This is a genomic window from Bradyrhizobium sp. McL0615, from assembly GCF_049993905.1.
GTDB lineage: Bacteria > Pseudomonadota > Alphaproteobacteria > Rhizobiales > Xanthobacteraceae > Bradyrhizobium.
Genome location: NZ_CP188254.1, coordinates 5,674,489 through 5,690,985, shown reverse-complemented (window position 1 = coordinate 5,690,985; position 16,497 = coordinate 5,674,489). Strand labels below are relative to the sequence as shown.

At 62.8% G+C, this 16,497-nt stretch carries 13 protein-coding genes; 7 read left to right on the top strand and 6 right to left on the bottom strand.

Features of this window, described 5'->3' with window-relative positions:
- Positions 1-4 precede the first annotated feature (4 nt).
- Both ACPPVP_RS27195 and ACPPVP_RS27190 read right to left on the bottom strand, forming a co-directional pair.
- Positions 5-1,843 carry an alkaline phosphatase family protein gene (locus ACPPVP_RS27195; protein ID WP_426526185.1) on the bottom strand — a complete coding sequence of 613 codons (1,839 nt, stop codon included), beginning with the start codon at positions 1,841-1,843 and terminating at the stop codon, positions 5-7.
- Positions 1,844-2,244: 401 nt separating this feature from the next.
- The gene (locus ACPPVP_RS27190) at positions 2,245-3,186 is read right to left on the bottom strand and encodes a TAXI family TRAP transporter solute-binding subunit (RefSeq protein ID WP_426526183.1); all 942 of its coding nucleotides are present in this window, start codon (positions 3,184-3,186) and stop codon (positions 2,245-2,247) included.
- A 546-nt stretch (positions 3,187-3,732) separates the two neighbouring features.
- On the opposite strand from ACPPVP_RS27190, the gene ACPPVP_RS27185 reads away from it, so the two are divergent.
- Positions 3,733-4,224 (top strand): ferritin-like domain-containing protein, encoded by a 492-nt coding sequence (locus tag ACPPVP_RS27185; RefSeq protein WP_426526181.1) that lies wholly within the window; start codon positions 3,733-3,735, stop codon positions 4,222-4,224.
- Between the two features lie 79 nt (positions 4,225-4,303).
- Here ACPPVP_RS27185 and ACPPVP_RS27180 read toward each other — a convergent pair whose 3' ends face one another.
- The gene (locus ACPPVP_RS27180; protein ID WP_426526179.1) at positions 4,304-4,867 is read right to left on the bottom strand and encodes a phosphatase PAP2 family protein; all 564 of its coding nucleotides are present in this window, start codon (positions 4,865-4,867) and stop codon (positions 4,304-4,306) included.
- Between the two features lie 686 nt (positions 4,868-5,553).
- On the opposite strand from ACPPVP_RS27180, the gene ACPPVP_RS27175 reads away from it, so the two are divergent.
- Positions 5,554-6,081, top strand: coding sequence for a hypothetical protein (locus ACPPVP_RS27175; protein WP_426526177.1), 528 nt, complete (start codon positions 5,554-5,556; stop codon positions 6,079-6,081).
- A gap of 153 nt (positions 6,082-6,234) precedes the next feature.
- Complete coding sequence (locus ACPPVP_RS27170) at positions 6,235-8,895, top strand: bifunctional diguanylate cyclase/phosphodiesterase (protein ID WP_426538084.1); 2,661 nt, start codon at positions 6,235-6,237, stop codon at positions 8,893-8,895.
- A gap of 1 nt (position 8,896) precedes the next feature.
- Here the strand turns inward: ACPPVP_RS27170 and ACPPVP_RS27165 are convergent, their stop codons facing one another.
- On the bottom strand, positions 8,897-11,350 hold the full coding sequence (locus ACPPVP_RS27165; RefSeq protein ID WP_426526175.1) for a PAS domain S-box protein: 2,454 nt from the start codon (positions 11,348-11,350) through the stop codon (positions 8,897-8,899).
- Positions 11,351-11,406: 56 nt separating this feature from the next.
- Positions 11,407-12,168, bottom strand: coding sequence for a thermonuclease family protein (locus ACPPVP_RS27160; RefSeq protein WP_426526173.1), 762 nt, complete (start codon positions 12,166-12,168; stop codon positions 11,407-11,409).
- A 206-nt stretch (positions 12,169-12,374) separates the two neighbouring features.
- Here ACPPVP_RS27160 and ACPPVP_RS27155 point away from each other — a divergent pair, with 206 nt between their 5' ends.
- The 4 genes from ACPPVP_RS27155 to ACPPVP_RS27140 all read left to right on the top strand — a co-directional run bounded on the left by ACPPVP_RS27155 (position 12,375) and on the right by ACPPVP_RS27140 (position 16,001).
- Positions 12,375-12,584, top strand: a complete 210-nt coding sequence (locus tag ACPPVP_RS27155) for a hypothetical protein (RefSeq protein ID WP_426526171.1) — start codon at positions 12,375-12,377, stop codon at positions 12,582-12,584.
- Positions 12,585-12,723: 139 nt separating this feature from the next.
- Positions 12,724-14,739, top strand: coding sequence for an acetyl-CoA carboxylase biotin carboxylase subunit (locus tag ACPPVP_RS27150; protein ID WP_426526169.1), 2,016 nt, complete (start codon positions 12,724-12,726; stop codon positions 14,737-14,739).
- 96 nt (positions 14,740-14,835) lie between these two features.
- Positions 14,836-15,705, top strand: a complete 870-nt coding sequence (locus ACPPVP_RS27145) for an isocitrate lyase/PEP mutase family protein (RefSeq protein WP_426526167.1) — start codon at positions 14,836-14,838, stop codon at positions 15,703-15,705.
- Positions 15,702-16,001, top strand: coding sequence for an acylphosphatase (locus ACPPVP_RS27140; RefSeq protein WP_426526165.1), 300 nt, complete (start codon positions 15,702-15,704; stop codon positions 15,999-16,001). The genes ACPPVP_RS27145 and ACPPVP_RS27140 overlap by 4 nt, the downstream gene beginning before the upstream one ends.
- Before the next feature lie 193 nt (positions 16,002-16,194).
- Here the strand turns inward: ACPPVP_RS27140 and ACPPVP_RS27135 are convergent, their stop codons facing one another.
- Positions 16,195-16,347: a hypothetical protein gene (locus ACPPVP_RS27135; protein WP_426526164.1), complete on the bottom strand. Its 153-nt coding sequence runs from the start codon at positions 16,345-16,347 to the stop codon at positions 16,195-16,197.
- Positions 16,348-16,497: the final 150 nt, after the last annotated feature.

Below are 16,497 nucleotides of genomic sequence, written 5' to 3'. Positions count from 1 at the left end.
GGAGTTATTTCCCCGCCGTCTTCTGCTTGCCTTCGCCCGCGTCGAGCCCCAGCGTGCGGCCGGGAAAACCCGCCGTGTCGAAATAGCGCTGCGATCCGACGCGCTGGAAGTTCAGCACGGTGCGCAAGCCGTTCGCCGCCGGCTTCGACTTCACGGTGCCGGCATAGGCCTTCGGCGTTGCGCCGTTGGGCATGGCCTCGGTCATGATGCGGCCGATCAGCTTGCCCTTGGCTTTCTGCGTGAGGCCCATGATCTTTGCTGCGGTCGCGCCGACATCGGCGTTGCTGACGGGGAGGGGATTGACATACGCTGATTTGAAATCGGGCCCGATCGCCGCCGTGAAGTTCAAGGTATCGCCGCGGCTGAAGCTGCCATGCATGCCCTGGCCCTGGCGCAGGACGGTATCGGCAATCTGCACCGAGCAGTTGGTCGGCTCGTCGCATCCCGATGACCAGGAGCGGAAATTGACCACGATCGACGGGTGCGGCACGACCGCCTTGCCCTTGAGACCAAGTTGCGACATCGGCAGCGTACCGGGGAAATTTCCGAACTCGTCGTCGACGAAGATGCCGCTGACGTAATCCTGTTCCAGCAGCGCCTTGATGGTGCGGTCCGCGAGCTTGCGGTCTTTGCCGGGAATGTAGATCAGGTCAGATCCGCCATTGGTGGCGATCACCAGATCGGGTTTCGTCGGGTCCTTTCCCAGCACGCCGTTACCGGCCTTGGGATGGGCGTTATCAGCCACGGGCGCGTTCTTGTTATTAGGATCGTGCAGCGGCAGGTTCAGCGCCTTTGCAAGGTCGATCGCTACAAAGCCCATCGGGAGGAAATCCTTCGGTGTGTCGTCGTAGGACATCTTGGCCGACGGACTGGTCTTGCTTTCCTTCGAAATGGTCGAGAAGCCATGATCGGAGGAAATGATGATGTTGGTCGAGGCGGCGAGGCCGAGGTCGTCCAGCGCCTTGCGCAGTTGGGCCAGATTATTGTCCGCGTTCTTGATGCCGGCCATCGAGGTCGGCCCGTTGATGCCGGGGGTAATGGTGTTGAGGCTGTCGCCGGTGTTGTGCTGGCTGCCGTCCGGATCGCGCGACCAGAACACCAGCACGAACGGTTTGTTGCGCGCCTTGAACATCGGCAGCACGACTTTGGCGGCGACGTCGGCCATGTAAGCTTGCTGGGCGACATTCGCCGTCGTGGTGCCCGGTGTCTTGGCGTCGCCGGCCTTGCTGTTTTCGCCGCGTGGCGTCGTTACCAAAGGCAGGCCGGCCTTGGTCAGCGCGTCCTTCATTTCGTCGGACAGCGGCACGCCATTCTTGCCGCCGGTGGAATCGTCGATCACGATGGTGTTCTTGCCACCGTCGGTATGGTCGAAAAGATAGGTCGGGCCGAGCTTGCCGATCGCGGCGGTCGAGAAGTTTTGCGCGCGGGCCATCTTCAGAATGGTTTCCTCGTTCAGATAGTCGCCGTTGAAATGCTCATCGACGTCGCCGAGCACCGCGTCGTTTTCGATGAAGGGCACGACGGTGTCGCCGGCCGGCACGGACGAATAGCCGGTGTAGATCGTGTTGCTGAAGGTGCCGGTATCGCCGAGGTAATGGCCGCTGGCCATCGCGGAGCCGTTCGCCATGGTGAAGGTCGGAAACAGCGAATGCGAATTCTTGAAGTTGACGCCCTTGTCACGCACCTCGGCCATCGCGGGGGCGGTCTGCGGTGTCACGATGCGCCCGCGCAGGCCGTCCGGCACGAACAGGATCAGGTTACGCGGCGTGGCGTTTTGCGCGGAGGCCGCACTTGCGGCGAACGTGAACAGGCTGGCCGATAGCAATACGATTGTGCGGCGCATGAGATCTTCCTCATATGAAGCAGCCCGTCGAGCCGCCGTTATCTTGGTCTAATTTTTCTCTGCGACAGGATTGTTACATTGGCTGGAACCGGCCTCAAGGGCAGCGCGCGGCGGCAGGCGGTCAAAACCCGATATTCCCGGGCAATCCAAGGAAAACATGGAGCCCGGATCGCCCGCGCGGGGGTCATGAGCAGGGCATCGTCCGTGACGACCACGGACGGGACCAGCCCACCGACAAGGAACGCGCCCGGCGCGAGAGCAGGGTAGACCGAGGCGGCGATCGCCCGGACAAAGCCGTGGCAGTCGGCCAGCACGGGCTAACGTCCGACGCCTTCGTTGCGCGAGGGGCCGGCGTTCGCCGTTACACGTTGGAGCGAAGGGACATGGCGTCGCAGACGCCGTTATTTCTGTCCAGCCCGCCATCGAAGAAAGTCGTTGTAAGCCTTGGCTGTATCCTGTTGAGAAACGTTTTCACCGCCGTTTTTCTGGACGAGGAAGCTACGGAATTCTTCGGCCGTTGCAGCGGTCGGGCCTTGTTGTGTGGTCCCCGGTTGGGTTTTGTCGAGCCAGTCCTGTGCCGGCTTGAAACGTTCCAGCCCGGCGACGTTGATTGATATTCCGGTGTCTTTCCATTTCGGGTGACGGGGCGGCTGCTGCAATTGCCCGATCTTGCCGAACAACGCATCAACGAACCGCGCCACCCTCCGGTAGCGCTCGCTCTCGGGTGGCCAGTTATACACCATCAGTACGGTTGGAACGGCAAGGGCATAGACCTTGGTGTCTTTGGCCACGAGGTTTGGGTATTCTTCGGATGTGAAAGACGACGGCAGATAGATGTCCTGCAATGGTTTTGCGTAGGGGATCTCCAGCAGATGGAATTTGCCTGCTTCGTTCTTGATATTCTTGATGACCGGGGCGCCCTTCGAAACGCTCGCGATCCACGCGTCCCGCTCGCCGCCGAGCAGCTTTTGCAGGCCGCCGTCGGGATCGGTCTGCGAATCGATGTCAGCCTGGATGCCCATGCGGCGGAAGATGATGCGCGCCGCCGGCAATCCGATGCTCCGTTCGGCGAATATCTTCTTTCCCTGCAGATCCTGCAGGCTGCGGATCTCCTGCCGTGCCACGATGTGAATGTCGTTGTGAAACAGACGGGTGATATACCGGACGCGCTTGGGGATGTCAGGAATGTTGTATTCGGTCTTGGCAAACTCCAGCGCATCGGACGTGACGAAGCCCATGTCGATGTTCTTGAGACGGAGGATGTCGATGAGATTTTGGACCGAGCCCTTGCCGAGGATCGGCAGCACCCGGAGCTTGTCGCCATCGTCGAGCACCGATGCCATGTCCGAGCCCATGATCGACATCGGACCGCCAATCGGAGCCGTGATCACCGTGACCGTGCCGGCATTGAGAAGGTCACGCTCGGGGAGTTCGTTGCCTTGAGCGGGGGCGCGCTGCTGCGCACCTGCGGCGCCTGCGAACAAAGCCCACAGCATGCAAACGGCAACGCCAACGATTGCGCGCATGAAATTCCCCCTCAGCAATTTTGTTTTTAAGCAATAATTGGAAAGGCTAAGCGGCAAATGATGGCCGAATTGCGTATCGCAACGCGCCGCAACATGCGTGTTTCCGATCACCATCACGATTGATCCTTCGCAAGATGACCGCGGTCTCGGCGCCCCGTAGTTTACGTTCCTGCACTTCACAATCGGAGGTCATGCTCGCGCTCGCCATGGCAATTGAGGCAGGCAGGCTGGACAAACAACTCGGCCGTGCCGTCCATCACGGCCCACCTGGACGATCGCCCGCGCGCTGAAGCTCGGGCGGGTCGGCATAGGAACCATTCCGTTCAATCCAACGTTGTCGGCGCACCAACAATGGAGAACGTCATGGCTGAGAAAGACCTCAACGAACTATTTCTCGATACACTCAAGGACATCTACTATGCCGAAAAGCAGATACTGAAGGCGCTTCCGAAAATGGCGAAGGCGGCCAATTCGGACAAGCTGCGGGCCGCTTTCGAAAAGCACCACGACGAGACGGAAGGGCAGATCGAGCGCCTCGAAAAGGTATTCGAGCTGCTCGGCAAGGCCGCGCGCGGCAAGAAGTGCGACGCCATCGAGGGCATCCTCGACGAAGGCAAGGAGATCATGGAAGAGTATGCCGACACGCCCGCGCTCGACGCCGGCCTGCTGGCGGCGGCTCAGGCGGTCGAGCATTACGAGATTTCACGCTACGGCACGCTGAAGGCCTGGGCGCTCAAGCTCAACAACCCGCAAGCCGCGAAGCTGCTCGACCAGACCCTGGCCGAAGAGAAGAAGACCGACGAAAGCCTGACCAAGCTTGCCGAGACCGCCGTCAATTATGAGGCCGCGGCCTAACGCCAAGTAGCGGCCGGCGGTGCTGATGTCTTTAGGCAAGCGCCGCCGGATTTGCTTGCAAGGATGCCTCGGGGTCCAACTATTCCCGGCGGAGCAATCCGAAACCCGTCCAACGCCTGAGCAGGCGCTCGACCACGGCTCCGTTTGCGAGGCCCGCGATCACATCGCTGGTCCAGTGCGCCAGCAGAACGATCCGCGTCAGGACCAGGCCCGCGCCGATCGACCAGACCAGATTGCGTTTCGCAGGCGGCAGCACCGTAGCGGCCGATGCCAGCGCGCCGACATGGATGGCATGGCCGGATGGAAAGGCGTCGAGCGGCTTTCCCGAAAATGGCACGCCATGGAGGTGCCCGCGGACCGTCAGACGGTCCGGCCGCCTCTGGTCGAAGATCGACTTCAAAAAATGGGGCAGAAGCGTCACGGCGACCGTCGTGAGCAGGATATGGTTGCTGTCGGCGCGATGGCGCGGGCTTCGACGCCTGCAGTAGAACCACCAGCCGGCGGCGAGCGCGCACATGACATGTTCGTCGGCGCCCCAGGTGAGGGCCTCGGCAATCCGTTCGACTTCCGGACTGGTACGATCCGAAATCTGTTCGGCGATTTCGATGTCGGCCCGAGAGGGCCGTATCCGAAGCAGTGCCATCGTCAGCCCTCGCGAGATGAGAAGAAGCAGCCCCGCCAACCCCGTTCATGGGATTTGCGGGGCTCAGGCTCGACGTTGCGGGGGGAAGGAACGCCGATACGGGAAAACCCGCACCCGGCACGATCGTTCCTGTAGTCCGGGAGCCATTGTCTTGCACATGACTGGAACGATCGCCTTGCGTACGCGTCGTAGCAGGCACCTCCAGCGGCGACAGCAGGCCCGCACAGGACGACAGAAGAAATGCAATTTCTCGAAACTGTCGTCGGCGCGATTGCAGCGCTGTTGAGTTCGCTCTCCAACATTCCGCAGGTGAAGAAAGTCTGGTCCGGTCAACCGACCGACGACCTCTCATCGCGCACGCTGATCGCGTTGACTTCCCGGTCTTGTGTTTTGGGTGGCGTATGGGGCCATCAAAGCGGACTGGATCATTGTTGTGGCAAACCTCGTAGGAGCAAGCCTCACCGGATTTGTCCTCTACAGCAAACAACGCGCGGGATCCCTCGCGCGGCCAAGTCACGCCGGATCGCGCTTAAACCATTGATGGAGCTGGTTGGAAGCACTCGCGCAGGTCGTTGTTTTGCAGTTCCGTACTAATACCGGCCGGGCAGTTCCACACGTAAGCAAACGTTTAGTCGCAGGCTGTAAGGTACTGATGAGCAAATCTGCATTTAACCCCCGGTTAAGCAATGCGCCTTCTGCCGATGAAAGATCCGGACAGGTCCTGGCGGTCGATCAAGGGCCAATGGAAGAAGGATGCCGAAAGCGTCGGCGAGGACTTTTCGACCTTCTCGACCGGAATGTTCTCCGCCTACGACGCCCTGACCAAGGACGGCGACAATCCCAACCTTTACTGCCTTTCCGACGGCGAGCGGGTTCATGCGACCTGTCAGGTCAGCCGCCTGATGATGAGCAAGTTTCCAAACCCGATCCTGCGTGCGCGCTTCATTGTGGTGTCGCCGATTTACGAACTGGGGATCGCGAGCGCCGGGCAATATGCCCAGATGATGGTGGAGCTGTTCTCCGGCATCGTATGGCTGTCGAGGGACACGATGACCGCCAGCCACATCCGCTTCTTTCTGAAGAGCCCCGGGGACTCGCAGTTCTTCGCGCCGCTGCAGGCCGCGACCGAGCAGTCGCCGTTCTCGGAGTTTACGATCGGCGGGGCGCTGATCGAATGCAGCCTCAAGGAAGCTGAACTGGCGGAATCCGCCTGATTCCGTCGCCGCTTTAACCTCGCGATAACTCACTTTGCTAACGCCCTTTTGGGTTGTGTTCCCCTACAACAAGCGCCTGTGGGGGCAGCGGAAGTGCTGAATAATTCATCGCAAGAAATCATCGCGGGGAGCCAGCCGCTGTTCGGTGCCGGCATGCCGTGGCGGATCAGGCTGGGAGCCATCCAGTGGCTGATCCTGAGTGCGGCGGCGCTCGTGATCGCGATCATGCTTGCCACCGGCTATTTCGCGATGCAGTACCGCGAGCGGGCGCTGCAAGTCGCCGAGCGCGCACTCAATAACAGCGCGCTGTTGCTGTCGCGGCATTTCGACCAGCAACTGCTCGACCTCCAGCATGTCCAGGAAGACGTCGTGAACGGCCTGCGGGCGGACGGGGTCCACACCGCAGACGACTTCGAGACGAAGATGTCGACGTTGGGCGCGCACGAGTTGCTGCGCACGAAGCTCTCGGTGCTGCCGTATGTCGGCGCCCTCAATCTGTGGAGCGCCAAGGGCGCACTGATCAACTCATCCGAGATGTGGCCGGTGGCCGATAGCACCGTCACTGACCGGCGCTACTTCCGGGAGTTCATGTCGGGCGAGCCGACGCCTGACGTGATCGTCGAGGCGGTCGTAAGCAAGGTGACCAAGGTCTGGACGACGGTGTTTGCGCGAAAGATCATCGGCCGCAAGGGCGAGATCATCGGCTTTGCCGTCCGCGGCGTCGAACCTTCCCACTTCGAAAACTTCGTCGCGTCGCTGGCGCTCGACAGCGGCACCGCGATTTCGATGATTCACCGCGACGGCACCGTCATCGCCCGCTACCCCAAGAACGACAGGTTGATCGGCCAGAACGTCGCGAACTCGGCCGGGTTTCAGCGTGCGCTCGCGGTGGACGGCAACATTTCGGGACGTTTCACCAGCGAGAGATTTTTGGATGACAAGGTCGGCGCGGTCAAGTCGCTGGAGCACTTCCCGATCCTGATCGTCGCGACCACCCAGACCTCGGCCGCACTGCATGATTGGCGCGCGCAGACCAGGCTGCAATTCTTTGCGGCCGCAGCGGCGGTCATCGTCGTGATCGGCATGGTGTTCCTGATCGTGCGACAGCTGCGCCGGCAGCATGCCGCAGCCCAGCGCAAGCTCTCGGAAAAGAGCCAGCATCTCGACACCGCCATCAACAACATGACGCAGGGCCTGCTGCTGTTCGATTCCTCAGGCCGGCTCGTGATCTGCAACCAGCAATATATCGACATGTTCGGGCTTTCGACCGACGTGGTCAAACCCGGCTGCCATCTGCGCGACCTGATCCTCTACCGTCAGCAGCGCGGTTCCTTTGTCGGTGACGTGGATGCCTATTGCGCCAGGTTTCTCGATCCGACCGGCAACCTGGTTCAGGATACGGTGACCTCGACGCCGGACGGACGCACGATCCGGCTGATCTACAAGCGGTCGCCGGACGGCGGCTGGGCCACGACGCTGGAAGACGTTACCGAAGTGCGGCGCGACCAGGCCAGGATCGAACATCTGGCGCATTACGACGCGCTGACCGATCTCCCGAACCGGACGATGCTCCAGCGCCATGCCGAGGAATTGCTCCGCGACGGCGATGGGCGCCCGTTCGCAATCCTCTATATCGACATCGACGAGTTCAAGCGTATCAACGATACGCTGGGACATCTGATCGGCGACGAGTTTCTCAAGGGCGTGGCGGAGCGGTTGCGCCAGTCGGTCGGGCCCGAGGATTTCATCGCCCGCCTCGGCGGCGATGAATTCGCCATCGTGCAGCGTGGCATCGGCAGCACCGGGGACGTCCAGGCGGCGGTCGGGCGAATCTATCAGGCGCTGCGAACCCCGTTCGATTGCCACGGCCACCAGCTTTCCAGCGACGCCAGCATCGGCATCGCGATCGCCCCGCGCGACGGCTCAGACCTGTTCGATCTCCTGAAGAACGCCGATCTCGCGATGTATGCGGCGAAGGCGGCCGGCCGCAGAACCTATCGCTTCTTCGATCCCGCGATGGAGCAGCAGGCCAACCATCGCCGCGAACTGGAGGCGGATTTGCGCGCGGCGCTGGCGCAGGGCGGCCTCGAACTGCACTATCAGCCGCAGGTCGATCTGAACAGCGACCGTGTCACCGGCTGCGAGGCGCTGCTGCGCTGGCGGCATCCGGTGCGCGGCATGGTCTCTCCGGCCGACTTCGTTCCGGTCGCCGAGGAAACCGGCCTGATCGAGGAGATCGGGCAGTGGGTGTTGCGCACCGCCTGCGCGGAAGCAACCGCATGGCCGGCCGATGTCCGCGTTGCCGTCAACGTCTCGCCGATTCAATTCCGGTCGGAAACACTGTCGCTGAAGGTCGCTTCCGTTCTGTCCGAGACCGGGCTCGACCCGCGCCGGCTGGAACTGGAGATTACGGAAGCCGTCCTGATCGCGGACGATGATGCGGCGCTCGCGACGCTGAACCAGCTTCGCGCGCTCGGGGTTCATATCGCGCTCGACGATTTCGGAACCGGCTATTCGTCGCTGCAATATCTGCAGCATTTCCCGTTCGACAAGATCAAGATCGACCGTTCCTTCGTCAAGGAAGTGACGCGCAATTCATCGTCGGCCTCGATCATCCGCGCGGTGGTGAGCATCGCAGCCGACCGCAACATGGTCACGACCGCGGAAGGCGTTGAGACCCTGCAGCAGCGCGAGACCGTACAGAATCTCGGATGTACCCAGATGCAGGGTTTTCTGTTCAGCGCGGCGCGCCCGGCGCAGGAGATCCGCACGTTACTGGCATCGGGCCAGGCCGGCGTCGAGGCTGCGGCTTGAGCTAGCGGCGCGCCTCGGAAATCGCCTTCCTGAGACTGCGCGACAGCAATTCCACTGAATAGGGTTTCTGGATCAGCTCGAAGCCGCGGTGGGCATTCTCCGCCAGCACGTTGCTGTAGCCGCTGGTCAGGACCACGGGCAGGCCGGGATAGCGCTCGCGCACGATGCCGGCGAGTTCGACGCCGTTCATCCCGGGCATGATGACGTCGGAAAACACGAGATCAGCGGAAAACTCGTCCTGGGCAAGGATCGCGAGCGCGGCATCCGCGCTGGCGACGCGGCGGACCGTGTAGCCGAGATCTTCCAACAGCTCGGTAGAGAACTGTCCGACGTCGTCATTGTCCTCGACCACGAGCACGCGGTAGCCGCGGCCGCGCGCGGCGGGTTCGCTCCCCGTGGCGGCGGCCTCGACGGCATCGGCCGGGACAGCCGCCTGCGGCAGGTAGATCGTGAACGTCGCGCCTTGGCCGTGCTCACTCGCGACCGCGATGTCGCCGTCGGATTGCTTGGCAAAGCCGAACGCCTGGCTGAGGCCGAGGCCGGTGCCCTTGCCGACTTCCTTGGTGGTGAAGAACGGCTCGAAGATGGTCTCGAGCAAAGCGGGCGCGATGCCGCTGCCGGTGTCGGTCACGGTGATGGCGACGAAGTCGCCGCTGCGGGCGGGCTGGGCGCGCAGCGGCGGAATGGCATCCACCTTGCGGACGCGGATGTTCAGCCGGCCCTCGCTGTTCATGGCATCGCGGCTGTTGACGGCAAGATTCATCAGCGCGGTTTCGAACTGCGCGATATCGGCGATCGCGAAACAATTGGTGGCGGCAATGTCGACGTCGATCCTGATCCGGGCGCCGACCAGCGGGCGGATCAGTTGCGCGACTGCCTCGACCTGGGTGCCGACATTGAATACCTGCGGCTTCAAGGGCTGCCTGCGGGCGAATGCCAGCAATTGTCCGGTCAGCTTGGAGGCGCGCTCCACCGTCTCGGCTATCGCGTCGATATAACGCCGGCGGCGCTCCTCGGGGAGTTCGCGGCGGCGCAGGAAATCGGTCGCGGAGCGGATGATGGTCAAGAGATTGTTGAAATCGTGCGCGACGCCGCCGGTCAATTGTCCGACCGCTTCCATCTTCTGCGACTGGCGCAGCGCTTCCTCGCCCTGGCGGCGTTCGGTGACGTCGATGGCCTCCGGTACCGCGCCGATCACCGCGCCGTGCTGGTTGTGCAGCGGGCGCATCGCGAAGTCGAAATAGCGATCGCCAATTGGCAGATGCAGCATCATCTCGGTCTGGATTTCTTCGCCCCGCATGACGGCGATAAAGGCGTCGCGGACGGTGTCGCGCATGCCAGGCGTCGCGGAAAACCACGGCGTTTCCCAGAACGGCTGGCCGATCACTTCACGGGCGTCGGTGCTGATTCCGGCGAGCGCCGTCTTGTTGGCATACAGCACGTCGCCGTGCAGGTTGAGCAGGCTCTGATACTGATGGCTGGTTTCGAAGATTGCCCGCATCTGGGCTTCGCTGGATTCGAGCTGCGCCGTCCGCTCGGTGATCCGCATTTCGAGAATTTCGTTCAGCCGGCGCAGATCGTGCTCGGCCTGCTTGGCTGCCGTGATGTCGTGAGCGACGCCGATGAAGCCGATGTGGCCTCCGGTCGGGTCCCAGCGCGGCTGGGATTCGGAGCGCAACCACCGCCATTCGCCGTCGGCGCGCTGGTAGCGGGCTTCCAGCACGAATGGCTTGAGCGAAGCCTCGCCGGCGATTGATTCCTGCACGACGCGTTGCTGGTCGTCCGGATGCAGCCGCTTGCGCCAGTCGAACACGATGGCTTCCTCGAACGGCAGCCCGAGGAAATCGAGATAGGCCTGGTTGGCGAAGGAACGCGTGCGGTCGAGCTTGGTAACCCAGACCGGCACCGGCGCGCTGTCGGCGATCAGGCGAAAGCGCTCCTCACTTTCGCGCAACGTGGCCTGCGCCAGCGCCTGGGGGGTGACGTCGCAATCGGCGCCGACCAGGCGCTGCGCGCGGCCGCTAGCGTCACGCTCGACCTTGCCGACGACGCGAATCCAGCGGGTCGCGCCGTCATTCGGCCTGATGATGCGGTATTCGGCCGAATAATCCTCGCTCTTGCCTTTCAGCGTGCGAACCAGATGCCGGATCGTTCGCTCGCGGTCCTCAGGATGGATTCGTTCGACCCATTCCCCGTAGGTCTCGTTGGCCGATTCGGGCGGCAGGCCGTGAACCAGCAGATATTCGGGAGAGCGGCGATTCTTGACGCCGCCGCGGAAGTCGATTTCGAGACCGCCGACGCCGGCGATGCGCTGGATCCGCGCCAGTTCCGCCTCGCGCTCCTGCAGCGCGCGGTGCGCACTGTCGCGCTCGTTGGCGATTTCCTGCAGATGTTGCCGCAGGCGCTCGGCGGCGGCGATTTCAGGCGAGACGCTCGAAGTGTCCGAATGGGTCATGCGTACCGGCAACCTTTGCCGGTACTTTCACACAGGAAGCGGCGGTTTTGCCAGCTTCATTTGCTCTTTGTGGTTGATCGGCAGTTATAGGCCCTGCGGAACCCGGCGGCCTGCGCGTCTTCCTCGGAACAAAACCAGCGATCCGGATTGGTCAGCCCCGGATAGGAGCGGCACGCCTGCAGATGATAGATGCCGAGGTTCCCGGTGACGCGCGCGCGGACGGCGTATTTGCCCTTGATGTTGCAGGCAGCCGGCATCACCAGATCCTCCGGGAACAAGGCCTCGCGGATTTCGCGGTCGCGGTCGGTCCGGCACGCGGCGCCGAGCAGGGCGCCGTCCTTCTTCGCAACGCGGAACTCGCGCGGCGCGGCGAAGCAGCCTTTCCATAATCCCTGGCGGTTTTCCTTGGCGCGGGCCTCGTCCACCTGGAAGCGTCCGGTGGCGGAGGCTTCGACATTCAGGGCAAAGCCGTTGCGGACCAGCAACTGGCTGAGACTTGTGGTTTCGCCCTCGACCTTGCAGACGCCAATGTGCCGTTTCTTGAAGGCGGGATCGGGGCCGAGATCGTCGCAGCGGACCTGCCTGCCGCCGATCAATTTGGTCAGTTGATCGCGCGCCTCGATCCCGCAGGTCCAGCTATCGGCGTGCTCGTCGATGCAGAGCTGGTCGACGGTCGGGACATCGATGCCGTCGAGCCGGTAGGTGAGGTTGCCAAGCTGAAGCGTGCCGCCATCGCGGACGATGGCGGTGGCGGCCGAACTCTGGCTGGCCGGAAGTATCGATAGCAGCGCTGCAACCAGAAAAATTCGTAACCGCATCTGTTTCATTTCAAATCAATTCCACACCCGCGTGCGCCTTCTAGCATAAGGTGAGGTGATTGAACCAAGGCGCTCGCGCTAATCGCGCATCGAAGCAGGTTGGGGAAAATTGTCAGCGCCGCCGTGGCCACCTACCGAATGGCCCATTGACTTCGTAAGAACAAAATAGGAACATTAGCGCCGTCGCTCAACACGGAATATTTGCCATGACGTCCTCTTCGCAGCCGAAATTCGAAGAGGACGACGGGCTGGAAACCGCGGTGGATCAAGCGATTTCAGCCTGCGGCGGCGACACGAGGGCGACGATCCGTGCGCTGATTGTCGCCAATGAATATCTGGAATCCGAGGTCGGCGAGCTGATGAAGGCGGTATCCCGCGCCTATGCGCGGGGGCGCTTCAACGCCTATTCCGGATAAATTGCCGCCGCCTGGCGCCATCGGCCGATACGAGACCCGTTGCCTCCATCGATTTTTGCTGTACGACGGGTTTGTTACCCGCGTCCCCGCATGTCACATTGCGGGTGAGGATCCTGCCCAAAGCTCAAGCAAGAAGAACATGTTCAAGAGAATTTTGATCGCAAATCGCGGCGAGATCGCCTGCCGGGTCATCAAGACTGCGCGCCGGATGGGGATCGAGACGGTGGCCGTGTATTCCGAGGCCGACCGTGATGCGCTCCATGTCGAAATGGCCGATGACGCCGTGCTGATCGGCCCGCCGGCAGCAAGCGAGAGTTACCTGCTGATCGACAAGATCGTCGAGGCCTGCCGCAAGACCGGCGCGGAGGCCGTGCATCCCGGCTATGGCTTCCTGTCCGAGCGCGAGGCGTTTCCGCGCGAGCTCGCCAAGGCGGGTATCGTCTTCATCGGTCCCAATCCAGGCGCCATTGCCGCGATGGGCGACAAGATCGAATCCAAGAAGGCCGCGGCGAAGGCAAAAGTTTCGACGGTGCCGGGACATCTCGGCGTCATCGAGGACGAAAAGCACGCGGTGAAGATCGCCGACGAGATCGGCTACCCCGTGATGATCAAGGCCTCCGCCGGCGGCGGTGGCAAGGGGATGCGGATCGCGCATTCGAAATCGGAAGTCGCCGAAGGTTTCAACCTCGCCAAGGCCGAGGCAAAATCGTCGTTCGGCGACGACCGCGTCTTCATCGAAAAGTTCATCGTCGATCCCCGCCATATCGAGATCCAGGTGCTGGGCGACAAGCATGGCAACGTGATCTATCTCGGCGAGCGCGAATGTTCGATCCAGCGCCGCAACCAGAAGGTCATCGAGGAGGCGCCGTCGCCGCTGCTCGACGAGACCACCCGCCGCAAGATGGGCGAGCAGGCGGTGTCGTTGGCAAAAGCGGTGAATTACGATTCCGCAGGCACGGTCGAATTCGTCGCCGGCCAGGACAAGAGTTTTTATTTCCTGGAGATGAATACCCGCCTGCAGGTCGAACATCCCGTCACCGAACTGATCACCGGCATCGACCTCGTCGAGCAGATGATCCGGGTCGCGGCCGGCGAGAAGCTCTCGATTGCGCAGAAGGACGTCACGCTGACCGGCTGGGCGGTGGAATCCCGCGTCTATGCCGAGGATCCGTTCCGCAATTTTCTCCCCTCCATTGGCCGGCTGGTGAAATACCGGCCGCCGGCCGAAGCGAGCTATGACGGCATTACGATCCGCAACGACACCGGCGTGCAGGAAGGCGGCGAAATCTCGATCCACTACGATCCGATGATCGCAAAGCTCGTCACGCATGCGCCGTCGCGCGCCGCTGCGATCGAGGCGCAATCGACCGCGCTGGACGCGTTTTACGTCGACGGCATCAGGCATAACATTCCGTTCCTGTCGGCGCTGATGAACCATCCGCGCTGGCGCGAGGGCAAGCTTTCCACCGGTTTCATTGCCGAGGAGTTTCCGAAAGGCTTTTCCGCGCGTCCGCCGGAAGGTGAGGTCGCGCGGCGGCTGGCTGCGGTCGGTGCTGCCATCGACCACGTGCTCGGCGAACGCAAGCGGCAGATTTCCGGACAGTTGACCGGGCGCCTGGTGCAACGCGAGCGGCGTCGCGCCGTATGGCTCGATCGCGACGAAATCGGGCTCGACGTGGCACGCGAGGCTGACGGCATCGCGGTGCGCTTCATCGGCGCCGATGGTCTGCCCGGCAATCCGCACAATCTGGCTTCCAACTGGACGCCCGGCGAGCCGGTCTGGCAGGGCACCATCGACGGCCACTTCGTGGCGATGCAGGTGCGCGCGATCCCGAACGGCATCCGCCTGGCGCATCAGGGCTTTGACGTCGCGGTCAACGTCTTCACCGAAAGTGAGGCCGCGGCCGCCCGGCTGATGCCGGTGACATCGGCCGCCGACACCGGCAAGAAGCTGCTGTGTCCGATGCCGGGGCTCGTGGTGTCGATTGCCGTGAGCGAAGGGCAGGAGGTCAAGTCCGGCGAGACGCTGGCCGTGGTCGAGGCAATGAAGATGCAGAACGTGCTGCGCGCCGAGCGCGACGGCACGGTGAAGAAGATCCATGCGGCGGCCGGCGCCACGCTGGCGGTCGACGCGCTGATCCTGGAATTTGCGTAACCGTCGTTGCGAGCGCAGCGAAGCAATCCATAGCGTCGCCGCGGAAGCATGGATTGCTTCGCTGCGCTCGCAATGACGAAAGAGGGAGCCTTTGTAATGGCCTTTCGCCAACGCCGCGAAGTCCTGCGCGCGATCCTTGCCGGCCCCACCTGCATCCGGCCCGGGTCGGTCTATGACGCGACATCGATCCGCATTGCCGAAGACCTCGGCTTTGAACTCGGCATGTTCGGCGGCTCCGTGGCCTCGCTGGTGGTGCTCGGCGATCCCGATATTGCGCTGATCACGTTGACGGAGTTGGCTGAGCAAATGCGCCGGATGTCGCGCGCCTCGACCCTGCCGGTGCTGGTCGATGCCGACCATGGCTATGGCAACGCGCTTAACGTCCGCCGCACCGTGCAGGAGCTGGAGACGGCTGGCGCCGCCGGCCTGACGATCGAGGATACGCTGCTGCCGCAGGCGTTCGCGCAGTCAGGGACGCAACTGATCCCGCTGGAGGAGGGCGTCGGCAAAATGAAGGCCGCGCTCGATGGCCGCAGCGATCCCACGCTGGTCGTGATCGGCCGCACCGGCGCCGTATCCGTCACCGGTCTTGATGACGCCATTGCGCGCGCGAAGGCGTATGAGGCCACCGGCGTCGATGCGCTGTTCTTCACCGGCATCAAGAACCGCGGCGAACTCGAAGCCATTTCCGCCGCCACCCGGTTGCCGATCGTGCTCGGCGGCGCGCCCGATGACATGACCGCGCTCGATTATCTCGCAAGCCAGCGCGTGCGGATCGCATTGCAGGGCCACGCGCCGTTCGCCGCCGCCACCCAGGCCGTCTATGACACGCTGAAGGCGTTGCGTGAGGGAGGTTCGCCGAAGAACCTGAAGGGTATGGCGTCGTCCGAACTGACCGGCAGGGCGATGCGCGAGGCGGACGTGAAGGCGCGCAGTGGCGCATTCCTCGGATTGAAGAAGCCGTGAGCGCCGCGATCCGCCATGTCACGATCAGCGGGCGGGTTCAGGGCGTCGGCTATCGCTACTTTGTCGAACACGAGGCGCGGTCGCGTGATCTCGAAGGCTGGGTGCGCAATCGCCGGGATGGCAGCGTCGAGGCGGTGTTCTCAGGCCCCGCGGAAGCCGTAACCGCCATGATCGCGGCATGCCGGCGCGGGCCATCATCGGCGCGAGTGGAGGCGCTGCGGGATGAATCCGGCAATCCCGACATGCTGAACTTGCGGGAGGCGAGCGAGCGGTTCTCGGTGCTGCGGACCGTCTGACCGCCCTGACAGGCTGATACGCACCCACGAGGTGACCAAATGACGCCGCAACACCCTGGACGGGACTGGAGACGGATCCATCATTCCCCGATCTTCTGGATCGGTGTCGTGATGTGCCTGGCCGCGATCATGATCTATGTGCTGTCTGACGACCTCTCGTGGCGGCCTGGACCGCGATAGGATCCGGAGGGCGCTAGAAGAACCCCGGGCTTAGATCCACACCGTAAGTCAGCATCAGCAGGGAAACGAGCAGGCCGGCTGCGCAGAGAAGCACGATCTGTTTGAGAACCTCGTTGCCGTTAATGCTGACAATGGCGCGTGAAAGCGCTCGTTCGATAGCAGTCATCCGTGACCTCCATGCGTCGGCGCCCGTGCATTGATAGCGCGGAGGGCTGTGCATGAATGTGAGCTGGCTCACCAGTCGGCCAAATGGTCGCCGGAATTTCTTGACGCGAACGGGGGCTTACACCCGGGTCAAGTCGGGGGCAGGCGCTTT